Raw genomic sequence first — 20,283 nt, forward strand, 5'->3', positions numbered from 1 at the left:
AGAGAAGCGAGGCCCCGAGAGGGGCGCACTGGCAGGGAGGTCAGCACAATGTATGCACAGATGGTGAAGTCCGAAGCGACGAATGACGACCCCGAGATGCTGGCGGCGTTTCAGGCGCGGATTGATGCCGGTGAGCGGATCGAGCCGAAGGAATGGATGCCCGAGGGCTACCGCAAGACGCTGATCCGGCAGATCGGCCAGCACGCGCATTCCGAGATTGTCGGGCAGCTTCCCGAGGGCAATTGGATCACCCGCGCGCCGACGCTCGAGCGTAAGGCGATCCTGCTGGCAAAAGTGCAGGATGAGGCGGGGCATGGCTTGTATCTGTATTGTGCTGCCGAAACGCTGGGCGTGAGCCGTGATGATCTGACCGAGCAACTCTTGTCGGGGCGGATGAAATATTCCTCGATCTTCAACTATCCGACGCTGACCTGGGCCGATATTGGCGCGGTCGGCTGGCTGGTGGACGGCGCGGCGATTATGAATCAGGTGCCGCTGCAGCGGACCTCCTTTGGTCCCTATGCCCGCGCGATGGTGCGGATTTGCAAAGAGGAAAGTTTCCACCAGCGCCAAGGCTACGACCTGATCCGCAAGATGGCCGAAGGCACGGCCGAGCAAAAGGCGATGGCGCAGGATGCGCTGAACCGGTTCTGGTATCCCTCGCTGATGATGTTCGGCCCCTCGGATAAGGAATCAGTGCATTCGGCGCAGTCGATGGCGTGGAAGATCAAGATCAACACCAATGACGAACTGCGCCAGAAATTCGTCGACCAGACGGTGCCGCAGGCGCAGTTTCTGGGGCTGACAGTGCCCGATGAGGCGCTGGCGTGGAACGAGGACAAGGGCGGCTGGGACTTTAGCGAGCCGGACTGGAACGAGTTCTACGAGGTGCTCAAGGGCAACGGTCCGTGCAATGTCGAGCGCATCGAAGCGCGGCAGAAAGCGTGGAACGACGGGGCATGGTTCCGTGACGGGTTGATGGCCCATGCCAAGAAGCGTGACGCGCGCCGCCAAGCCGCGCAGATGGCCGCCGAGTAAGCCAGAGCGGGGGGTTCACCCCCTCTTCGGCCCCGTCTGCGACGGGTCCAAATTCACCCCCAAAGTATTTGGGGCAAGATGAAACGGGAGAGAGTCATGTCATCAGAATGGCCGCTTTGGGAAGTGTTTATTCGGGGCCAGCACGGGCTCAATCACCGGCATGTGGGCAGCCTGCACGCGCCGGATGCGGAGCTGGCGATGAAACATGCGCGCGACGTCTATACGCGGCGCAATGAAGGGGTCAGCATCTGGGTGGTGCCCTCGGCGCAGATCACCGCCTCGGCGCCCTCGGAGAAGGGGCCGCTGTTTGATCCTGCGAATGCCAAGGTCTACCGGCACCCGACATTTTACGACATTCCTGACGAAGTGGGGCATATGTGATGCCGGTGCAGGGAGATATGATGACGCCGGATGCCGAGGCTTTGGCCAAGGCGGCAGGCGGGGCGGCGCGGTCGGCGGGGCAAACACCGCTGGAGGCGGGATCGCCGGAGATGGATCTGTTTACCGGTCTGACCAGATTGGGCGATAACACCTTGATTTTGGGGCATCGCATCTCGGAATGGTGCGGCCATGCGCCGGTCTTGGAAGAGGATATTGCGCTATCGAATATGGCGCTGGATCTGATCGGGCAGACGCAGTTCTGGCTGGGGTTGGCGGCTGAGGTCGAGGGGCGCGGGCGTGATGCCGATGCTTTGGCCTTTCGCCGCGACGCATGGCACTTTCACAACATTTTGCTGGTCGAGCGCCCGAACGGCGATTTCGGCCAGACCCTGATGCGGCAGTTCCTGTTTGATGCCTGGCATGCGCCGATGCTCAAGGCGCTCGAGGGGTCCGCGGATGCGCGGATTGCCGAGATCGCGGCGAAAGCGCATCGCGAGGTGGCCTATCATATCGAGCGTTCGGCGGATCTGGTGATCCGTCTGGGTGACGGCTCGGAGGAGAGCCACGCACGGATGCAGGCGGCGCTGGACCGGCTTTGGCCCTATAGTGGCGAGATGATGATTGCCGATGCGGTGGATCTGCGGCTGGCGCATGCCGGTCTGATCCCCGATCCGGCGAGCATCCGGCCTGCGTGGGACGAGACCGTCAACCATGTGCTGGAGGAGGCGACGCTGAAGCGGCCCGAGGGCAATTTTGCCCATCAGGGCGGCAAACAGGGGCGGCATTCCGAGCATATGGGGCATTTGCTGGCGCCGATGCAGTGGCTGCAGCGCGCCTATCCCGACGCGGAATGGTAACCACAATGCGCGCCTCGGTGGAGCAGGTTTGGAACTGGTTGGGCGAAGTGCCCGATCCCGAAATTCCGGTGATCAGCCTGACCGGCTTGGGCGTGATCCGCGATGTCGCCTATGAGGGCGCGGAACTGGTGGTGACGGTGACGCCGACCTATTCGGGCTGTCCGGCGACCAGCGTGATCAACTTCGATATCGAGCAGAAACTGCGCGAGAAGGGTGTCGAGAAGCTGCGCCTTGAGCGGCAGTTGTCGCCGCCATGGACCACCGACTGGATCAGCGAAGAGGCGCGCGCGGCGCTCAAGGCCTACGGGATTGCGCCGCCGATTGACGGCACCGCCGCCGACGGGGTGATCGCGGGGCGGATCGCGCGGATGTCGGGCGACAATCTGAAGGTCGCCTGCCCGCGCTGTAATTCGACAAAGACCGAAAAGGTCAGCCAGTTCGGCTCGACCCCGTGCAAGGCGAGTTACCGCTGCACGGATTGCCTTGAACCCTTTGACTATTTCAAATGTATCTGAGGTGCCCCTATGGCCCGTTTCCTGCCGCTTGACGTCACCCATGTGCAGCATGACACCCGCGACGCGGTGGTGGTCACGCTGCGTCCGCGCGAAGAGGATGCGGAGCGGTTCGGCTTTATCCAAGGCCAGTATCTGACCTTTCGCCGCGAATTCGAGGGCGAGGAATTGCGCCGGTCGTATTCGATCTGCGCGGGGCTGGATGAGGGGAGCTTAAAAGTCGGCATCAAGCGGGTGGATGGCGGCGCGTTCAGCACCTGGGCGAATGAGGCGCTGAAACCGGGTGCGGTGCTGGAAGCGATGCCGCCGATGGGCAATTTTCACGCGCCGCTGGATGAAAAAGCGGGGCGCAATTATCTGGGCTTTGCCGGTGGTTCGGGGATCACGCCGGTGCTGTCGATCCTGAAAACCGTGCTCTCGCGGGAGCCGAAATCACGCTTTACGCTGGTCTATGCGAATAGGCAGATGTCGTCGATCATGTTCCGCGAAGAGTTGGAGGATCTGAAGAATTCCTACCTCGGGCGGCTGTCGGTGATCCATGTGCTGGAGGCCGAGGGGCAGGAGATTGATTTGTTCACCGGACTGGTCGATGCCGAGAAGATGAAATCGCTGTTTCGCCATTGGGTCGAGCCCGAGACGGTGGATATGGCGTTCATCTGCGGGCCGGAGCCGATGATGCTGACGATTGCGGGCAGCCTGAAGGACCACGGGCTGAGCGACGAGCAGATCAAGTTCGAACTCTTCGCCAGCGGCCAGCCGGGGCGGGCGAAGCATAAGGCGGTGAGCAAAACCGCCGATAGTGGCGAGGCCTGCGAGGCGACGGTGACGCTGGACGGGGCGACGCGCACATTCCGCATGCCAAAATCGGGCGAGAGCCTGCTGGATGCAGCGCTGGCCAGCAATATGGACGCGCCCTATGCCTGTAAGGCGGGGGTATGCTCGACCTGCCGTGCCAAGGTGCTGGAGGGCGAAGTCGAGATGCTGACCAACCACGCGCTAGAGGATTACGAGGTGCGGCAAGGCTATGTGCTGACCTGCCAATGCTATCCGCTGAGTGACAAGCTTGTGGTCAGCTATGACCAGTAAGGGGTTTGAAATGACTGATATGTCGATCGAAGACTATCTTGCGCATGGTGGCAAGCTGACCTCGCCGGGCAATGTGCCGCCGCGCTATCGGGGCGAGTTGCTGCGGTTGATGGCGTCTTTCGTGGATAGCGAATTGGCCGCCTCGGCGGGGTTTGCCGAGGCGATCAACGATGCGGCGGGGATCAAGAGCCGGATCGCTGCGGCGCGGATCGTGCTGGAAAAGGCCGATCACGCCGAGCGGGTGCTCAACATCATGGCCGAGTTCGGGGTCGATACCGAGCGCTATGAGGGGGTGCACCCTTGGGCGGCGCGGCTGGAGCGGGATGCGGATATTGGCGCCACGCGGCAGGGCGGGGATATGCGGCTGTCGGTGTTCCATTACCCGCTGCAGGGCTGGATCGACGCGGTGGTGATGAATGTGTTGCAAGGTCTCGCGGCCAAGGTGCAGATCGCCGAGATGGCAAAGGTGAGCTACCAGCCCTTGGCGGAAGTGTTCCGCGCGATTGCACCCATTGAGACGCGGCATGCGGAACTGGGCGCCGAAGGCTTGGCGCAGATCGTGACCAGCGAGGAAGGCCGCGCGGCGGCGCGCGCCAGTCTGGCTTATTGGCATCCACGGGTCGCGGCGGGCTTTGGCAGCGCCCATTCCACGCGCTTCGAGCGGCTGTCGCGGATGGGCCTGCGGCATAAAACCAACGAGGCCCTGTTGGCCGAATGGACAGCGGCGGTTGATGCGCAACTGGCTGCACTGTCGTTGAATTGAAAGGGCAGGATATGAATGCTCAGACCCCCTATAGACTGAAAAGCTACATCTGCGGCGGTTGGCAAGCGGGCGCGCGCGAGGGTGCGGAACTGCGCGATGCGGGCACCGGCGAGGTGATCGCGCTGATCGACGCCAGCGGGCTGGATATGGCGGAGGCGCTGGCCTACGGGCGCAGCAAGGGCGCGGCGCTACAGGCGATGACCTTCCACGAGCGCGCCGAGATGCTGAAAGCGCTGGGCAAGGCGCTGGATGCGCAAAAGGCCGAGTTTCATGCGCTGTCGCTGGCCACTGGTGCTACACCGCGCGACGGGATGGTGGATATCGAGGGCGGGTTGCACACGCTGTTCGCCTATTCCGGCATGGGGCGGCGCGAATTGCCCAACAGCCGCGTGCTGACTGAGGGCGATGTGCAGCAGCTTTCGCGCGATGGCAGTTTTGTCGCGCAGCATATCCTGACGCCCTTGAACGGGGTGGCGGTGCATATCAACGCCTATAATTTCCCCTGCTGGGGGATGCTGGAGAAACTGGCGCCGACGCTGCTGGCAGGGGTTCCGGCGCTGATCAAACCGGCCTCGCAGACCGCTTATCTGACCGAATTGATGGTGCGGCGGATTATTGAGAGCGGGATCTTGCCCGAGGGGGCGTTGCAGCTGATCTCGGGTTCGGTGGGGGACTTGCTGGAGCATGTGACCGCGCAGGATGTGGTGACCTTCACCGGCTCGGCCTCGGTTGGGCGGATGCTGAAGGCGCATCCGAAGATCATCGCGGATTCGGTGCGGTTTACCATGGAGGCGGACAGTCTGAATGCCTGTGTGCTGGGGCCGGATGCTGTGGCGGGCACGCCGGAGTTTGATCTGTTTATCAAAGAGGTCAGCCGCGAGATGACGGTGAAAGCGGGGCAGAAATGCACCGCGATCCGCCGCGCGATGGTGCCGCGCGCGCAGGTGCAGGCGGTGACTGAGGCGCTGGGCAAGGCGCTGGGTAAGATGAGCGTCGGGCTGCCCGGAGATGAGGCCACGCGGATGGGGGCGCTGGCGTCTTTGGCGCAGCGCGACGAGGTGCGGGCGCGGATTGCGGAACTGCAAGCCGACGCCGAGATTGTCTGGGGTGATCCCGACGAGGTGACGGTGGTCTCGGGCGATGCCGAGGCGGGGGCGTTCCTCAATCCGGTGGTGATGTATTGTGATGATCCGCTTGGCGCGTCTGTGGTGCATGATACCGAGGCTTTCGGGCCGGTGAGCACCTTGATGCCCTATGATGATCTCGAAGAAGCGGTGGCGCTGACCCATCGCGGCAAAGGGTCATTGGTGTCGTCGCTGTTTACCAATGATCCGAAGGTCGTGCAGGCGGCGGTGATCGGCATGGCGCCGTTCCACGGGCGGATTTTGCTGGGTAACCGCGACAGCGCCAAGTCCTCGACCGGCCATGGCGCGCCCTTACCGGGGCTGGTGCACGGCGGGCCGGGCCGCGCCGGTGGTGGCGAGGAATTGGGCGGGATCCGCGGGGTGAAACATTTCATGCAGCGCACGGCGGTGCAGGGCACGCCCGCCTTGGTCTCGGCGGTGACCGGGCGCTGGATCGCGGGGGCGCCGGCGCAAAACGACGGGCATCCGTTCCGCAAATCACTGGCAGAGCTGCGCATTGGCGACCAGTTGATCACCGAGAAGCGCCAGATCACGCTGGAGGATGTGGCGCATTTTGCCGAATTCACCGGCGATACGTTTTACGCGCATATGGATGACGCGGCGGCCAAGGCGAACCCGTTTTTCGAGGGCCGTGTGGCGCATGGCTATCTGATCGTCAGCTTTGCCGCGGGGCTGTTTGTGCAGCCCGATCCCGGGCCGGTATTGGCGAACTACGGGCTGGATAACCTGCGGTTTATGACGCCGGTTTATCCCGGCGATACCCTCGGCGTGCAGCTGACCTGTAAGGATATCAACCCGCGCACCAATAGCGAACATGGCGAGGTGCGCTGGGATTGCTGTGTCACCAACCAGCACGGCGAGGTGGTGGCGCAATATGATGTGCTGACCATGGTGGCGAAGGTTTGGCCCTCTTGAGGGGGGCGGCGCTTGGGGGCATCGAGCCCCCGCGCGCCGGTGGGGGTGGCCCCACGCGCCACCAAGGGGGTTTTCCACCCCCTTGGGGACCCCCGAGGATATTTCTGGACAGATGAGATCAGCGCGTTGGTTGGGCGCGGCGGGTGGACATCAAAAGGTGGGTCTCGCTGTGGCTGACGCCCTCAAGCCGGCGGATGCGGGTGAGGGTTTTATCCAGCGTTTCCAATGAGTCGGTGGCCAGTTCCACGATCACATCCCATTGCCCGTTGGTCGCATGCGCGGCCTGCACCGGTGCCATTGTGAGAATACGGCTGACCGTGCGGTCGGTGCCGGTGCCGGTGATCGCCACCATCATCAAGGCGCGCACCGGACTGTCGGCCAGATCGCCCTTGGTCAGCGCAGTGAAACCGGCGATCTCACCCGAAGCCAAGAGCTTTGAGAGCCGTGTGCGCACGGTGGTGCGGGTAACATTGAGTTGCAGCGCGAGATCGGAGAGGCTGGCGCGGCCGTCGCGTTTGAGCGCGGTGATCAGCGCGTGGTCGAGCGGGTCGAGAGGGGTGTCGGGGGGCATGTCAGGGCCTTGTGGTTTCGCTTTGTATAGCAGGGTTGCTCAAAACGGGCAATCCAGTGATCAGACTGTGCAAAATGGCGACTGCGGCGCCTCGGCGCCTGTGGCACTCAAGGGTCAGGCTTTGAGGCAGATTTGCGAGGTTTTTCATGTCCCCGACCCCGAGTTCTTGTGTGTTGATCGGCGCGCCGATTGATAGCGGCCAGAAGCGGCCCGGCTGTTTGATGGGGCCGGCGGCTTACCGGACCGCGGGGATTGTGCAGATGCTGGAGGATCTGGGGCACCGCGTCGTGGATCGCGGCGATGTCGCCCTGCCGGTGCTGGAAGAGGTGCGCTGCGATAACCCTGCGGTGCATCATCTGGCGGAGACGCTGGGCTGGACGCGGGTTCTGGCCGAGGCGGGGCAGGCGGCCTGTGCCGAGGGGATGCCGGTGTTTATGGGCGGGGATCACTCGCTGTCCTTGGGCTCGGTCGCCGGGGTTGCAGCGCATGCGCAGGCGGTCGGACGGCCGCTCTTTGTGCTTTGGCTTGATGCGCATAGCGATTTTCATACGGTGATGACCACGCAATCGGGCAGTCTGCATGGCACGCCGGTGGGCTATCTGGCGGGGCGCGAGATGGCGCCATTGCCGCCGTTTCCGGCACCCGTGCCGCCGCAGAATATCTGCCTATTCGGTATCCGCAGCGTTGATCCGGCCGAGCATGATGCCTTGCAGGCGCATGAGGTGGCGATTCACGATATGCGGGTGTTGGATGAGCAGGGCGTGGTCGCGCCGCTGCGCGCGTTTTTAGAGCGGGTGGCGGCGGTGAATGGCATGCTGCATGTCTCGCTGGATGTGGATTTCATGGACCCTTCGGTGGCGCCTGCGGTGGGCACCACGGTGCCGGGCGGGGCGACCTTTCGCGAGGCGCATCTGGTGATGGAGATGCTGCACGAATCCGCGCTGGTGACATCGGTCGATCTGGTCGAGTTGAACCCGTTTCTGGATGAACGCGGCAAGACCGCGCATTTGATGGTGGATTTGCTGGCGTCCCTGATGGGGCGCAAGGTGTTTGACCGGCCCACGCGGGCCTATCGGGGGCAGTCATGATGCAGGGTGAAAAAATGAACGCAGCAGTGGGCGTGCCGCAGCCGTCGGCGCAGGCTTTGGTGCCCTTTGTCTCGGTGGCCGAGATGATGGCGATTGTGCACCGTGTCGGGCTGGAGGTGGCGCTGGGCGAATTGGCCGCGCGGATCGAGGCGGATTTCAAACGCTGGCAGGTGTTTGACAAAACCCCGCGGGTGGCGAGCCATTCGCCGATCGGGGTGATCGAATTGATGCCGACCTCGGACGGGGAGCGCTATGCGTTCAAATACGTGAACGGCCATCCGGCGAATACGCGCACCGGTTTGCAGACGGTCACCGCCTTTGGCGTCTTGGCGCAGGTGGAGACCGGCTATCCCTTGATGTTTGCGGAAATGACCGTGTTGACCGCGCTGCGCACCGCGGCCTCTTCGGCGATGGTGGCGAAACATCTGGCGCCCAAGGGCGCGAAAGTGCTGGCGCTGATCGGCAATGGCGCGCAGGCGGAGTTTCAGGCGCTGGCGATGAAGGCGGTGGTCGGGATCGACACGGTGCGGCTGTATGATGTGGACGCGGCGGCGACGGAGAAATGCGCGCGCAATCTGGCGGGGACGGGGTTGACCGTGCAGACCTGTGCGAGTGCGGAAGAGGCGGCTTTGGGCGCGCAGATCATCACCACCTGCACCGCCGATAAGCGCAATGCGACGGTGCTGCATGACAATATGATCGGCGACGGCGTGCATATTAATGCGATTGGCGGCGATTGTCCGGGCAAGACCGAACTGGCGCCGGCGATCCTGAACCGCGCGGAGACCTTTGTCGAATTCGAGCCGCAGACCCGTGTCGAGGGGGAAATCCAGCAGATGGCGCCGGAGTTTCCGGTCACCGAATTCTGGCGGGTGATCAATGGCGAGGTCGCGGGGCGGGTCTCGGACAAGCAGATTACGCTGTTTGACGGGGTTGGCTTTGCGGTGGAGGATTTCACCGCGCTGAACTGGCTTTATAGCCATGTCGATGGCTCGGGTGCGATGCTGGATGTGATTGCCGATCCCGATGATCCGCGCGATCTTTATGGTATGGTGATGCGCGCCAAACCCTGAGGCCGCAGGGGCGTCAGGGGTTGCGGTGCGGGGCGTCTAAGGCTACCTCCCGCGCTGCAATCGGGGCGTCACAGACGGGAATAGGTTAATGGCACGCAAGAAAAAGGGACGCTCGATTTCGGGCTGGCTGGTGGTGGATAAACCGGCGGGGGTGACCTCGACCTCGGTGGTCGGCAAGGTGCGCTGGGCGCTCGACGCGAAAAAGGCGGGCCATGCCGGCACGCTGGATCCGGCGGCGACCGGCGTCTTGGCGATTGCGCTGGGCGAGGCGACCAAGACCGTGCCATTCGTGACCGACGCGATGAAGAGCTACCGCTTTATGGTGCGGCTGGGCGCGGCGACCGACACCGATGACGCCGAGGGGCAGGTGATCGAGACTGCCGAGGCGCGGCCCTCGGATGATCAGGTCGAGGCGGCGCTGGCTGCGTTTCGCGGGCAGATCGAGCAGGTGCCGCCGCAGTATTCCGCGGTGAAGATCGAGGGCGAGCGCGCCTATGATATTGCGCGCGGCGGCGAGGAGATGGATCTGGCGGCGCGGCCTTTGTTTGTCGAGGAGTTGACCCTCTTGGCGCGGCCCGATGCGGATCATGTGGAACTGCGGATGATCTGCGGCAAGGGCGGCTATGTGCGCTCGATCGCGCGGGATCTGGGGCAGGCGCTGGGCTGTCTGGGTCATGTCGCGTGGCTGCGGCGCGAGTGGTCGGGGCCGTTTGATGCGGCGCAGGGGATCAGCCTTGAAGAGGTTGAGAAACTGGCGCGGACGCCGGAACTGGACGCGCGGCTCATGCCGGTGGAGGTTGCGCTGGCGGATCTGCCGGAGCTGCTGCTGGCGCCGGAGGGGGCGGTGCGGCTGAAGAACGGCAATCCGGGGCGGGTGCTCTCGGCCTCGGCGGCGCCGGGGGATCTGTGTTGGGGCAGTTTTGAGGGGCAGCCGGTGGCCGTGGGCACCTATATGGGCGGTGAATTGCATCCCAGCCGCGTGTTCAATTTGTAGGTTGAGAGCCACTGGACGCTGGCCTCTGCCGGTGTTTAACTCGCGCAGATTTGACGAGGAGGCTGGGCATGGCTGTTGGCGACCGGATTAGAACCTATTTTGACGGGCAGTGGCATGACGGTGATGTGCCGGTGATGCGTGCCGCCGATCATGGCGCATGGCTGGGCAGCACGGTGTTTGACGGCGCGCGGCTGTTTGACGGGGTGACGCCGGATCTCGACCGCCATTGCGCGCGGATCAACCGCTCGGCGGAGGCGCTGATGATCACCCCGACGGTGAGCACCGAGGCGATGGTCGAGATCATCCGCGAGGGGCTCGAAGGCTTCGCCGAGGAGGTCTATATCCGCCCGATGTATTGGGCGATTGATGGCGGGCCCTCGGGGGTGATGCCGTTGCAGGGCAAGACCGGCTTTAGCGTCTGCCTTGAGGCGATCCCGATGGCGAAGGCGGAATCCTCGACAACGCTGACCACCACGCGGTTTCGGCGCCCGACGCTGGATGTGGCGGTGGTCAACGCCAAGGCGGGGTGTCTGTACCCGAATAACGCGCGGATGCTGGCGGAGGCAGGCGCCAAGGGCTTCGGCAATGCGCTGGTTTGCGACAGTCAGGGCAATGTCGCGGAATCGGCGACGGCGAATGTGTTCATGGTCAAGGATGGCGAGGTGTTTACGCCGATTGCCAATGGCACCTTCCTGTCGGGGATCACCCGCGCGCGCCATATCGACAATCTGGGCGCCGATGGGCTGCGGGTGCACGAAGCGGTGCTGACGCTGGAGGATTTCCGCGATGCCGATGAGGTGTTCCTGTCCGGCAATATGTCGAAAGTGACACCGGTGACGGCCTTTGACGAGCGCCAATACCAGATCGGGCCGGTGACCAAACGCGCGCGCGAGCTGTATTGGGACTGGGCCAAAAGCAGCGCATGAGCGACGACGAGGAAATCCCCCTCAAACAAGCGGTGCGGCGGCTCTATTACAGCCGCGCGCCGCATGCGGTGTGGTTCCGTTATGGGCTGATCGTCTTTGATATCCTCTCGATCCTGTTTTTCATCGCCGCCGCTGCCTATCCGCAAACCGCCACCGCGACGCTGATCAGCGCCGGTATCGGGGCGGTGATTCTGGCGGATTTCCTCGCCCGTCTCTGGGTTGCGGGCAGTCGCTGGCGGATGATGCGGCGGCTTTATACGCTGGCTGATATCGCGGTGCTGGCGTCCTTGCTGATCGGGCCGATGATCTCGGAGGATATCACCTTTCTGGGCATCCTGCGCGGCGTGCGGCTCTTGCTGTCCTATAGGCTGATGCGCGATCTGCGCTATGACAGTAAATTCATCCAGCGCCATGAGGATACGGTGATCGCGGCGGTGAACCTGTTTGTGTTCATTTTCGTCACCACTTCGCTGGCGTTCACGCTGTTTTTCGACCCGCATACCGGCCCCGCGGCCTATATTGATGCGCTCTATTTCACCGTTGCCACGCTGACCACCACCGGTTACGGCGATATCACGTTGAATTCCCCGGGCGGCAAGCTGTTTTCAGCCGCTGTCATGGTGATCGGTGTGGCGCTGTTTGTGCAATTGGCGCGGTCGATGTTCATGCCCGGTAAGGTCAAATTCGAATGCCCCGAATGCGGGCTTAACCGCCATGATCCCGACGCGGTGCATTGCAAGCATTGCGGCGAGGTGGTGAAGATTTCAACACCGGGGTTTAGCGATTGAGCGCGTCCCGGGGTCTGTCGGGCGCTGGACAGGGCGCAGTCGCTGCGCCATGATGGCGCGCTGGAAAAGGGGAGAATGATGCGCAAGTTTCTGGTCATTCTGGATGATAGCCGTGAATGCCTGAACGCGATCCGTTTCGCGGCTCTGCGGGCGGCGCATACCAATGCGCAGGTGCAGATCCTGTCGATCATTTCGCCCGACGAGTTCCAGCACTGGATGGGCGTGGCCGATGTGATGCGCGAAGAGGCGCAGGAGCGGATCGAGGCGCATTTCGAGGTCTTCGCCAAATGGATGCGCGACAAGCATAACATCCAGCCGGAACTGGTGATCCGCGAGGGTAAGGCCGAGGACGAGATCCTTGCCCAGCTTGAGGATGATCCGGCGATCGGGATATTGGTTCTGGGCGCCGGGGTGGATCGCAACGGGCCGGGGCCTCTGGTCTCGCATCTGTCGCGCAACTCGGGCTCTTTGCCGGTGCCGATCACCATTGTGCCCGGCGCTTTGTCCAAAGAGCGGATGGAGGCGATTGCCTGAGAGGGGCCGGGCGGGGTGTAACGCGGTTGCCGAGCCTCGCCGGCGGCGGTAGATGCTGGCGCGACCCAATTGGAGAGTTGCGATGACCCTTGCCCAAAATCCCCCGCGTGCCGATGACCGCCTGATCGTGGCGCTGGACCTGCCCGATGTCCTGCAGGGGCTGGAACTGGCGCGCAAGCTCGGCGATACGGTGAGTTTCTACAAGATCGGCCTCGGTATGCTGACCGGCGGCGGGCTGGCGCTGGCCAATGAGCTGAAGGGCGAATTGGGCAAGCGTATTTTCCTCGATATGAAATTTTTCGACATTCCGGCCACCGTCGAGGCGGCGGTGCGTGGTGTGGCGCAGTTTAATCTGGATTTCCTGACCGTGCACGGCGACCCGAATGTGGTGCGCGCGGCGCGTGACGGGGCGGCGGGCAGCGGGTTGAGTATTCTGGCGGTGACCATCCTGACCGCGCTCGACCGCGCGGATCTGGATGCAGCATTGATCAAACCCGGCGAGATGGCGGATCTGGTGGTAGAGCGCGCGGCGCTGGCCTTTGAGGCCGGGGCCGACGGGGTGATCGCCAGCCCGCATGAGGCGGCGCGTATCCGTGCCCTGCCGCAGGCGGCGGGGAAGCTGATCGTGACGCCGGGCGTGCGGCCCTTGGGCAGTGCGGCGAATGATCAAAAACGCATCGCGACACCGGCAGAGGCGCTGCGGTTTGGCGCCGACCATATCGTCGTCGGGCGGCCGGTGAATGCGGCCTCGGACCCGCTGGCGGCAGCGCGGGCGATCTTGGCAGAGATCAGCGCGGTCTGACCCGTCGCGGGAGAGGGGTTTCGCCCTCGGGCGCGCGGCCTGCGGCCGCACCCCCTCACGCGACCCGCGCGCCGCTGTCGCTTTGCTCGGCGGCGCAGGGGGCTGTCGGCCCCCTCTGGCCTGCGGCCATTCACCCCCGAGGATATTTTGGGCACAAAGATGGGCGGGCAGGTTTGGCGGGGCTAATTGGCGCGCAAAACTCACCCGGGGGCGGTGGAATTCCTCTTGCAAATCCGTGTTGCGAGGGGTAGGTCGGCGGCACGGTCGGAGTGTAGCTCAGCTTGGTAGAGCACTGTCTTCGGGAGGCAGGGGCCGGAGGTTCGAATCCTCTCACTCCGACCAGATTTCATTGATATATTGCATCGTTGACGAGACCACGCCTTGAATGGGCTGGTCCGGGGCGTTCATTGAGCCGGGGTTGGCACCCTGTGTGTGGGCGCGGGGCGTTGCGGCTTCGGGGCCTCACACATGCCGGGCCCGTCACTAGGGAGTGCCGGCGCGTGATGCCAGTCGTCAGGACCGATAGGACCGCCGCAGGTGGCGTATGCGGTCAGGCGCAGACCTCGCCGAGAGGCTCACCGGGGGCGGCGGGCTCGGTGTAGAAGCACAGCGGATCGGGGTGGGTCGGTAGCACCATCGGCGGTTGCGTGGGGGTGCAAGCGGCGGTGACGAGCAGGCCGAGGCCCAGAAAAAGCCGTTTCATATGTGTTCCTCCCTAAGTCTGAAGGGTAACACAGATGCCGGGTTTTCCTGCGGTTAAGTTTTGGCGCCATGATGGCGGCCCGTTTGCGGGGGCTTTGGCGCGCGACACCCTTGCCCGCCGCGGGGGAGGGGCAAGGGTGGTTTCGGTGCGGATTAGGCGGCGAGGCGCGGTTTGCTTTTCGTGCTCGCGGCCTGTTCGATCAGGCAGGCGTGGAGGATTTTCACCGCTTTATCCGCGTCATCGCTGGTGGTGACAAACTGGATATCGACGTTGCGCGGGCCTTGTTGCACGGCGACCGGGGTGATCCCCGCCTCATCGAGTGCCGCAAGGCCACGCCCCAGCGCGTTGAGGCCGGTCAGGTCGCGGCCAATCGCGGCGACCACGGCGACGCCGCGGGCGGTGACCGAGGCGGTGGGGTAGGTATCGACGAGATCATTCTCGACGCGTTTGACCTGTTTCAGCGACGTATCGACGTAATGGGTGATCGCATTGGCGTTCGAAGATTTGGCGACAATGCTGACCTTATGGCGGGTCAGCGCCTGCAGGATCGTCGCGTCATAGCCTTTGACGCCGACCATATCCTGCTCGAAGACTTCCAGAGCGAACACATCGAGCGCGGTGATGATCTCGACGCGCGGGGTCTCGCCGTTGGAATCGTCGATCAGCGTGCCGGGGTCTTCGGGCTCGAAGGCGTTGGTCACGCGCAGGGGGATATGCGCCTGCCGCAGGGTTTTGGCCGCCGAGGGGTGGATCGCCTCCATCCCCATATTCGAGAGCTGGTCGGCGACGTCATAGTTGGTGTGGCCGAGTTTGCGCACATTCTCCAAGCCGACGAGTTTGGGATCGGCGGAGGAGAGGTGGAATTCCTTATGGATGATCGCCTCGCTGGCGCCCGTTTGGGCGGCGATGCGGCTGAAGGTGACCTCGGAATAGCCGCGGTCATAGAGCGACATCAGCCCCTCGGAGCATTGCGCATAACCGGTGACGATGGGCAGCTCAGTGGTCAGATCGACGTCGCGTAGCCCCTCGTCAATGCGTTGTTCCAGCGTCACATCACGCTCGTCCCGCCAGCCGCTGAGATCGACGCAGCGGGCGTTGACGCCAGCGCGGCGCAAGAGGAGCGCGGTGACAAAGGCGGAGTGGCTTTCGCCCAAGCCCGAGAGCAATTCGCGCAGGATATCCATATGCTGGCTGAGGCGGAAATGCCCGTAGGAGCAGAGCCGCTGCAGGTCGATCAGGCAGGAGCGCGCGCCCTCGATGCGTTCGCGCAGGAAGTCATCGGCCTCGCGGATATCGGCGGCGGTTTCGAGCACTTTGCCATGGGCCGCGCTCATTGCCGCCATCGCCTGATTGAGCGCTTCGGACCAGCCCAAGTCATTGCTGGCGTTGGAAAACCGCGCGTAGACGCCGGGCTCGCCGGTTTTCTTATGCTCGAGCAACAGATCAGTGATGCCGCCGTAAGCGGAGACGACGAAAATCCGGTTGTAGGGGTCTTTGCCGCCGCGCAGGAACAGCGTGTCGAGGAGTTCGGCGGAGCGGCTCATCGAGGTGCCGCCGATTTTTTCAACGGTATGTGCGGGTCTGGTCATGATCTTTCGTCCCCGTTGCGCCGGGGACGCCTTCTTTTTGGATAATTTGAAGCGGCGCGGCGTGGTGCGCATGTCGTGTCAGATTGAATTCTCCGGTTGGTGTGAACGCATTTGCGATGCAAACGCTGCCTCACCCCAACCGGCGAATGCTAGAGATCTAAGAGGCGCGACACACTTTAATCCGCTGCCGCGTAAGAGCCGTCGGCCTGATGCACCTCTTTGCCGGTCACCGGCGGGTTGAAGCAGCAGGCCATCACCAGCTCTTCTTCGGCGCGCAGCGTGTGCTTGTCGTGCAGGTTGAGCGCATACATCACACCGGGGTGGATCTGATGCGTTTCGCCGGTGGCCAGATCGGTGATCGAGCCTTTGCCGGAGATGCAATAGACGCTCTCGAAGTGGTTCTTATAGTGGAAGGTATGCTCGGAGCCGGCCTCGAGGGTGGTGATATGAAAGGAAAATCCCATCCCGTCATCGGCAAGCAGCATCCGCACCGAGGTCCATTGCGCGTCATGCACATCGCGGTCGGTGTTTTTCAGGTCTTTGAGGTCACGAACGATCATCGGGTTTACTCCGCAGCAATTTTGACATGGGCGTTGAGGCAGGCGCGTGCCGAAGCCTCGAGGGTGTCGAGCCCCTCGCTGAATTGGTCCATCGGCGTGGTCAGGGGTGCAAGCACTTTCACCACCTCGTCTTCGGCGCCCGAGGTTTCGATGATCAAGCCGCGGGTGAAAGCCTCGGCGCAGATCGCCGCCGCGAGATCACCGTTGCCCACGTCAACGCCCTGCATCATGCCGCGGCCTTTGAGGCGCGCACCGGGGATCAGATCGGCGATCCGGGTCAGGCGCTGGGTCAGCACTTTGGCTTTCTCGGCAACTTGCGTTTTGAACGCGTCATCGGCCCAGAATTTTTCCAGCGCGGTTTTGGCGGTGACAAAGGCATGGGTGTTGCCGCGGAAGGTGCCGTTGTGTTCGGCGGGCTTCCAGATGTCCAACTCGGGCCGGATCAGGGTCAGCGCGAAGGGCAGGCCGAAACCGGAAAGCGATTTCGCCAGCGTGATCATATCGGGCTGGATGTCCATGTCGTCGAAGCTGAAGAAATCACCGGTGCGGCCAATGCCCGCCTGAATGTCATCGACGATCAGCATGGCGCCGTGCTGTTTGGCCAGACGTGCAATGCCCTCGACCCATGTGCGCGAGGCGGCGTTGAGACCGCCTTCGCCCTGCACCAGTTCCAGAATGATCGCGGCGGGGGCGTCGATGCCGCTGGAATCGTTGCCGAGCATGGTCTCGATCATTGCCAGCGTGTCGACACCGTCGCCCAAGGAGCCCTCGAACGGCAGATGCGTCACATCGCCCAGCGTCACGCCTGCGCCACCGCGTTTGCCGGAGTTGCCGGTCAGCGAGAGGGCGCCCAGGGTCATGCCGTGAAAGCCGTTGGTGAAGGATATCACATTGGTGCGGCCGGTGACTTTGCGCGCCAGTTTGATCGCGGATTCGACGGCGTTGGCGCCGGTCGGGCCGGTCATCATCACCTTATGATCCATGCCGCGCGGGGCGAGGATCAGGCGCTCGAAGGTCTCGAGGAACGCGGCCTTGGGGCTGGTATACATATCCAGCGCATGGGCGATGCCGTCCTCGGTGATGTGGTCGATCAGCGCGGCCTTCATATCGGGGTCGTTATGGCCGTAGTTGAGCGACGAGCAGCCCGAGAGGAAGTCGGTATAGGCGTGGCCGTCGGTGTCATAGAGCGTGGAGCCGGTGGCGCGGGTGAAAACCGCGTCAAACGCACGGCAATAGCTGCGCACCTGCGATTCGCGGCGCTCAAAAATCTTGGTATCGGCTGAAATGTCAGTCGTCATATCCATGTCCTTAATTTTGTGGGGGGCCGGTGCGGGGCGGCGGCGTTAAGCGGCCGCGTCCAGCGCATCGGCGTCAGGCAGGCTGATCGTCACCATATGCTCGGTGTCATGCTCGCCCTGAAAATGCCGCTCGCTCTCGAAATGGGCCTCATGGTCCAGATCGGCGTTCTGGGCGTCGGCAAAGCTGCGAAACAGCGCCCAGCTGGCATCATTGTCTTTGGTGATCGTGGTCTGCAGGCGGGTCACATCCTTGCAATCCTCGCGCTCGAAAAGCTGTTCGAGCATGCGTTTGGCCAGCCCGAGGCCGCGCGCTTTCGGCGAGACCGCAACCTGCCAGACAAAGAAGGTTTCGGGGTCTTTGGGCAGCACATAGCCCGAGATCCAGCCCACCGGCGCGCCATCGAGTTCGGCGAGGATGCAGGTGTCGCGGAAATGGTCACATTGGATCAGATTGCAATACATCGAATTCTCGTCGAGTGGCTTGCAGCTGGCGATCAATTCCCAAATCTCGGCCCCGTCGGTGGGGTCGGGTTTGCGGAATTGGACATCATCGCGACGGGCTTTGATCTGACGGATGTCGGCCACGGGTTACCTCGTAGTTTGCTGCGTTCCCGGTGATAGATAGGCGATCCACCCCCCAAAGATCAACTAGGTTAGCTAGCCTTACCTAGTAAATAATTCAAAAACCCACCGCAAAATATGCTGAAACAGGCCGAATTTGCCCATATTTCCTTGGGGAATAGGGGAAAGTCACTCGTTGAGCTAACTATCTTCTCGACTTGCTGAAAATGCGTCGAAAACCTAAGATAGAGCCCCGAAGATGCGCTGATTTTGCCGCAGGAGAGACCTTGGACAGAACCGATACCTCACTTGTCGCGCTGCGACGGATTCTGCGCGCGACCGAGATTTACGCGCGCACGCTGGCGCATACGGCGGGGCTGACGCCAGTGCAAAGCCGGGTGCTGGAGATCGTGCTGAGCCATGGCAGCGTGACGCCGAAACAGATCTCGACGCAGATGGGGGTCAGTTCGGCGACGGTCTCGACGCTCTTGGACCGGTTGGTGGCGAAATCGATGATCGAGCGGCAGCGCTCGCTGATTGACCGGCGGCAGACCAATATCGTGCTGACCGACCACGGGCGCAGCGCCATCGAGGGTGCGCCGGACCCGTTGCAGCAGAAATACGTCAAGGAATTCGAGGCGCTGGCGGATTGGGAACAGGCGATGATTGTGGCCGCGCTGGAGCGGGTGGCGGGGATGCTGGATGCCTCGACGATTGATGCCTCGCCGATCCTGCACACCGGCGAAATCCATCATACGCACCCGACTGAATGACCCCACGTTGACCGTGTTGACCGCGCGCGCGGGTTGAACCAAGGCGGGCGGGCCTATATCTGGCGGGCTGGACCGGCGTCACATCGAGATAGGACATTCCATGCGCAACGCGGCTTTGACACTGGGTGTGATCGGCGGGCTTCTGGCGATGCTGATCGGGTTTTTCGGCTATGGCTATACCGAATTGCTGCGCAGCCACGCCGAGGTTGGCGAGATGTTCGGGCAGGTGGAAAACCCGCAGTTGATCCGTGTGGCCAGCTTTCTGGCGCCCTTGATGGCGATTGCCGGTGGCGCGATGGCCAAGATCCGCGCGCTGGTCGGCGGGCTGCTGCTGATCGCGGCGGGCGGGTTGATGTATCTGGCCTTTGGTTTTGGCGTGTTCACCATGTTCCCGATCGGCTTTTGCCTTGTCGGCGGGGTGCTGGCGCTGGCGGCGGGCAAGCCCGACGAACCAAAGGCGCATTTCTGAGCGTATTGGCCCGCTAGGCGTCTTTGGCGGGGGCTTGCGGCGCGCGTGCGACCAGCAGATCGGTCGGCGGGGCGCGCATCAGATCGCGGGCGTATTCGCCCAGATCATCCGGCGTGCTGCCCGATTGCGCGCCGATACACACAAGATCGGCGGCCAGTTCCTCACGGCGGAATTTCAGCACCTGATGAACACCGCCGGGGACGATTTCCAGCGGTTCGGTCAGCGTGGGCAGATCCGCCGTTTGCATGAAGGCGCGGCGCGCTTCGATCGCCTCGGCCAGCGCCGCCTCGCTGTCGTCATGGCCACGGTGAAACAGCGCCCCCAGCGGCAATTGCAGCGCATGCACCGCGTGAAACCGCGCGGTCGGGGCGATGCGTGCGGCCATGATCAGGCTTTCTGCCGAGGCCTGCGAGAAGTCACTGGCCAGCAGGACCTGCCCATAGCCGCGGGTCGGCGGCTGGTGGGCGATCAGCACCGGCGAGGGTGCGGCCATCACGATATGCTCCATCGTGGTCAGGCGCAAAAGATCGAGCACGCGGCGTTCCTGATGCAGGCCGAGGATGATCAGCGCGGCGTTATCCTCGCGCGCCGCTGCGGGCAGCACGACATGGGGCTCGCCGCTGAGCAACCGCGTTTCGGCACCGTATTCGCGGGCCAGATCGGCCAGCATATCGGCGCGGCTTTGCTTGGCGCGGCCAAGGCTGAAGCGCGCGCTGCTGTCTTCACCGACATGGGCCAGCACCAGCCGCGCGCCGAGGCATTGCGCCAGTTGCGCGCCGCGTCCGGCGACATGCGCCGAGCGTTCCGAGAGGTCGGTGGCGGCAAAAATCGAGGGTTGCACCATGAAAACGCCCCTA

The 20,283-nt window shown here is 63.2% G+C and carries 23 protein-coding genes and 1 tRNA gene; 17 read left to right on the forward strand and 7 right to left on the reverse strand.

Annotated elements, in window-relative coordinates:
• The first annotated feature begins 48 nt into the window (after positions 1-48).
• The 7 genes from paaA to paaZ all read left to right on the forward strand — a co-directional run bounded on the left by paaA (position 49) and on the right by paaZ (position 6,697).
• Positions 49-1,038 (forward strand): 1,2-phenylacetyl-CoA epoxidase subunit PaaA, encoded by a 990-nt coding sequence (paaA, locus tag DDE20_RS05185; RefSeq protein WP_116557413.1) that lies wholly within the window; start codon positions 49-51, stop codon positions 1,036-1,038.
• A 96-nt stretch (positions 1,039-1,134) separates the two neighbouring features.
• Positions 1,135-1,419: a 1,2-phenylacetyl-CoA epoxidase subunit PaaB gene (gene paaB, locus DDE20_RS05190; RefSeq protein ID WP_116557414.1), complete on the forward strand. Its 285-nt coding sequence runs from the start codon at positions 1,135-1,137 to the stop codon at positions 1,417-1,419.
• Positions 1,419-2,276: a 1,2-phenylacetyl-CoA epoxidase subunit PaaC gene (paaC, locus tag DDE20_RS05195; RefSeq protein WP_116557415.1), complete on the forward strand. Its 858-nt coding sequence runs from the start codon at positions 1,419-1,421 to the stop codon at positions 2,274-2,276. The genes paaB and paaC overlap by 1 nt, the downstream gene beginning before the upstream one ends.
• Positions 2,270-2,791 carry a 1,2-phenylacetyl-CoA epoxidase subunit PaaD gene (gene paaD, locus DDE20_RS05200; RefSeq protein ID WP_240607850.1) on the forward strand — a complete coding sequence of 174 codons (522 nt, stop codon included), beginning with the start codon at positions 2,270-2,272 and terminating at the stop codon, positions 2,789-2,791. The genes paaC and paaD overlap by 7 nt, the downstream gene beginning before the upstream one ends.
• A 9-nt stretch (positions 2,792-2,800) precedes the next feature.
• A complete protein-coding gene (locus DDE20_RS05205; protein ID WP_116557417.1) occupies positions 2,801-3,874 on the forward strand; it encodes a 2Fe-2S iron-sulfur cluster-binding protein in 1,074 nt (357 codons plus the stop codon).
• Positions 3,875-3,884: 10 nt separating this feature from the next.
• On the forward strand, positions 3,885-4,637 hold the full coding sequence (locus DDE20_RS05210) for a Phenylacetic acid catabolic protein (RefSeq protein WP_116557418.1): 753 nt from the start codon (positions 3,885-3,887) through the stop codon (positions 4,635-4,637).
• Positions 4,638-4,648: 11 nt separating this feature from the next.
• On the forward strand, positions 4,649-6,697 hold the full coding sequence (gene paaZ / locus DDE20_RS05215; RefSeq protein ID WP_116557419.1) for a phenylacetic acid degradation bifunctional protein PaaZ: 2,049 nt from the start codon (positions 4,649-4,651) through the stop codon (positions 6,695-6,697).
• A gap of 118 nt (positions 6,698-6,815) precedes the next feature.
• Here the strand turns inward: paaZ and DDE20_RS05220 are convergent, their stop codons facing one another.
• Positions 6,816-7,268 (reverse strand): Lrp/AsnC family transcriptional regulator, encoded by a 453-nt coding sequence (locus tag DDE20_RS05220; protein WP_116557420.1) that lies wholly within the window; start codon positions 7,266-7,268, stop codon positions 6,816-6,818.
• Between the two features lie 146 nt (positions 7,269-7,414).
• Between DDE20_RS05220 and rocF the strand changes: the two genes are divergently transcribed.
• The 8 genes from rocF (at position 7,415) to DDE20_RS05260 (ending at position 13,815) form a co-directional block, all read left to right on the forward strand.
• On the forward strand, positions 7,415-8,356 hold the full coding sequence (gene rocF / locus DDE20_RS05225; RefSeq protein ID WP_116557421.1) for an arginase: 942 nt from the start codon (positions 7,415-7,417) through the stop codon (positions 8,354-8,356).
• Between the two features lie 14 nt (positions 8,357-8,370).
• Entirely contained in the window at positions 8,371-9,429 is a 1,059-nt protein-coding gene (locus DDE20_RS05230) for an ornithine cyclodeaminase (protein WP_116557851.1), read from the forward strand.
• An 88-nt stretch (positions 9,430-9,517) separates the two neighbouring features.
• Positions 9,518-10,423, forward strand: coding sequence for a tRNA pseudouridine(55) synthase TruB (truB, locus tag DDE20_RS05235; protein ID WP_116557422.1), 906 nt, complete (start codon positions 9,518-9,520; stop codon positions 10,421-10,423).
• Positions 10,424-10,491: 68 nt separating this feature from the next.
• A complete protein-coding gene (locus DDE20_RS05240) occupies positions 10,492-11,349 on the forward strand; it encodes a branched-chain amino acid aminotransferase (protein ID WP_116557423.1) in 858 nt (285 codons plus the stop codon).
• Positions 11,346-12,137, forward strand: a complete 792-nt coding sequence (locus DDE20_RS05245) for an ion channel (RefSeq protein WP_116557424.1) — start codon at positions 11,346-11,348, stop codon at positions 12,135-12,137. Before DDE20_RS05240 ends, DDE20_RS05245 begins: the two co-directional genes overlap by 4 nt.
• Positions 12,138-12,215: 78 nt before the next feature.
• Complete coding sequence (locus DDE20_RS05250; RefSeq protein WP_116557425.1) at positions 12,216-12,671, forward strand: universal stress protein; 456 nt, start codon at positions 12,216-12,218, stop codon at positions 12,669-12,671.
• Positions 12,672-12,753: 82 nt separating this feature from the next.
• A complete protein-coding gene (gene pyrF, locus DDE20_RS05255) occupies positions 12,754-13,473 on the forward strand; it encodes an orotidine-5'-phosphate decarboxylase (RefSeq protein ID WP_116557426.1) in 720 nt (239 codons plus the stop codon).
• 265 nt (positions 13,474-13,738) lie between these two features.
• Positions 13,739-13,815, forward strand: a tRNA-Pro gene (locus DDE20_RS05260).
• 208 nt (positions 13,816-14,023) lie between these two features.
• On the opposite strand, the gene DDE20_RS18970 is transcribed toward DDE20_RS05260, so the two are convergent.
• The 5 genes from DDE20_RS18970 to ectA all read right to left on the reverse strand — a co-directional run bounded on the left by DDE20_RS18970 (position 14,024) and on the right by ectA (position 18,208).
• A complete protein-coding gene (locus DDE20_RS18970; protein WP_165814429.1) occupies positions 14,024-14,176 on the reverse strand; it encodes a hypothetical protein in 153 nt (50 codons plus the stop codon).
• Between the two features lie 152 nt (positions 14,177-14,328).
• On the reverse strand, positions 14,329-15,765 hold the full coding sequence (locus tag DDE20_RS05265; protein WP_116557427.1) for an aspartate kinase: 1,437 nt from the start codon (positions 15,763-15,765) through the stop codon (positions 14,329-14,331).
• Between the two features lie 176 nt (positions 15,766-15,941).
• Positions 15,942-16,325, reverse strand: coding sequence for an ectoine synthase (locus DDE20_RS05270; protein ID WP_116557428.1), 384 nt, complete (start codon positions 16,323-16,325; stop codon positions 15,942-15,944).
• Positions 16,326-16,330: 5 nt separating this feature from the next.
• The gene (gene ectB, locus DDE20_RS05275; protein WP_116557429.1) at positions 16,331-17,623 is read right to left on the reverse strand and encodes a diaminobutyrate--2-oxoglutarate transaminase; all 1,293 of its coding nucleotides are present in this window, start codon (positions 17,621-17,623) and stop codon (positions 16,331-16,333) included.
• A gap of 45 nt (positions 17,624-17,668) precedes the next feature.
• On the reverse strand, positions 17,669-18,208 hold the full coding sequence (gene ectA / locus DDE20_RS05280; RefSeq protein WP_417600668.1) for a diaminobutyrate acetyltransferase: 540 nt from the start codon (positions 18,206-18,208) through the stop codon (positions 17,669-17,671).
• A 263-nt stretch (positions 18,209-18,471) separates the two neighbouring features.
• Between ectA and DDE20_RS05285 the strand changes: the two genes are divergently transcribed.
• Positions 18,472-18,957 carry a MarR family winged helix-turn-helix transcriptional regulator gene (locus DDE20_RS05285; RefSeq protein WP_240607851.1) on the forward strand — a complete coding sequence of 162 codons (486 nt, stop codon included), beginning with the start codon at positions 18,472-18,474 and terminating at the stop codon, positions 18,955-18,957.
• Between the two features lie 100 nt (positions 18,958-19,057).
• On the forward strand, positions 19,058-19,426 hold the full coding sequence (locus tag DDE20_RS05290) for a hypothetical protein (RefSeq protein WP_116557430.1): 369 nt from the start codon (positions 19,058-19,060) through the stop codon (positions 19,424-19,426).
• 13 nt (positions 19,427-19,439) lie between these two features.
• Here the strand turns inward: DDE20_RS05290 and DDE20_RS05295 are convergent, their stop codons facing one another.
• The gene (locus DDE20_RS05295) at positions 19,440-20,270 is read right to left on the reverse strand and encodes a universal stress protein (protein ID WP_116557431.1); all 831 of its coding nucleotides are present in this window, start codon (positions 20,268-20,270) and stop codon (positions 19,440-19,442) included.
• Positions 20,271-20,283: the final 13 nt, after the last annotated feature.

The sequence above is a fragment of the Pararhodobacter oceanensis genome (assembly GCF_003076755.1).
Taxonomy (GTDB): Bacteria; Pseudomonadota; Alphaproteobacteria; order Rhodobacterales; family Rhodobacteraceae; genus Pararhodobacter; species Pararhodobacter oceanensis.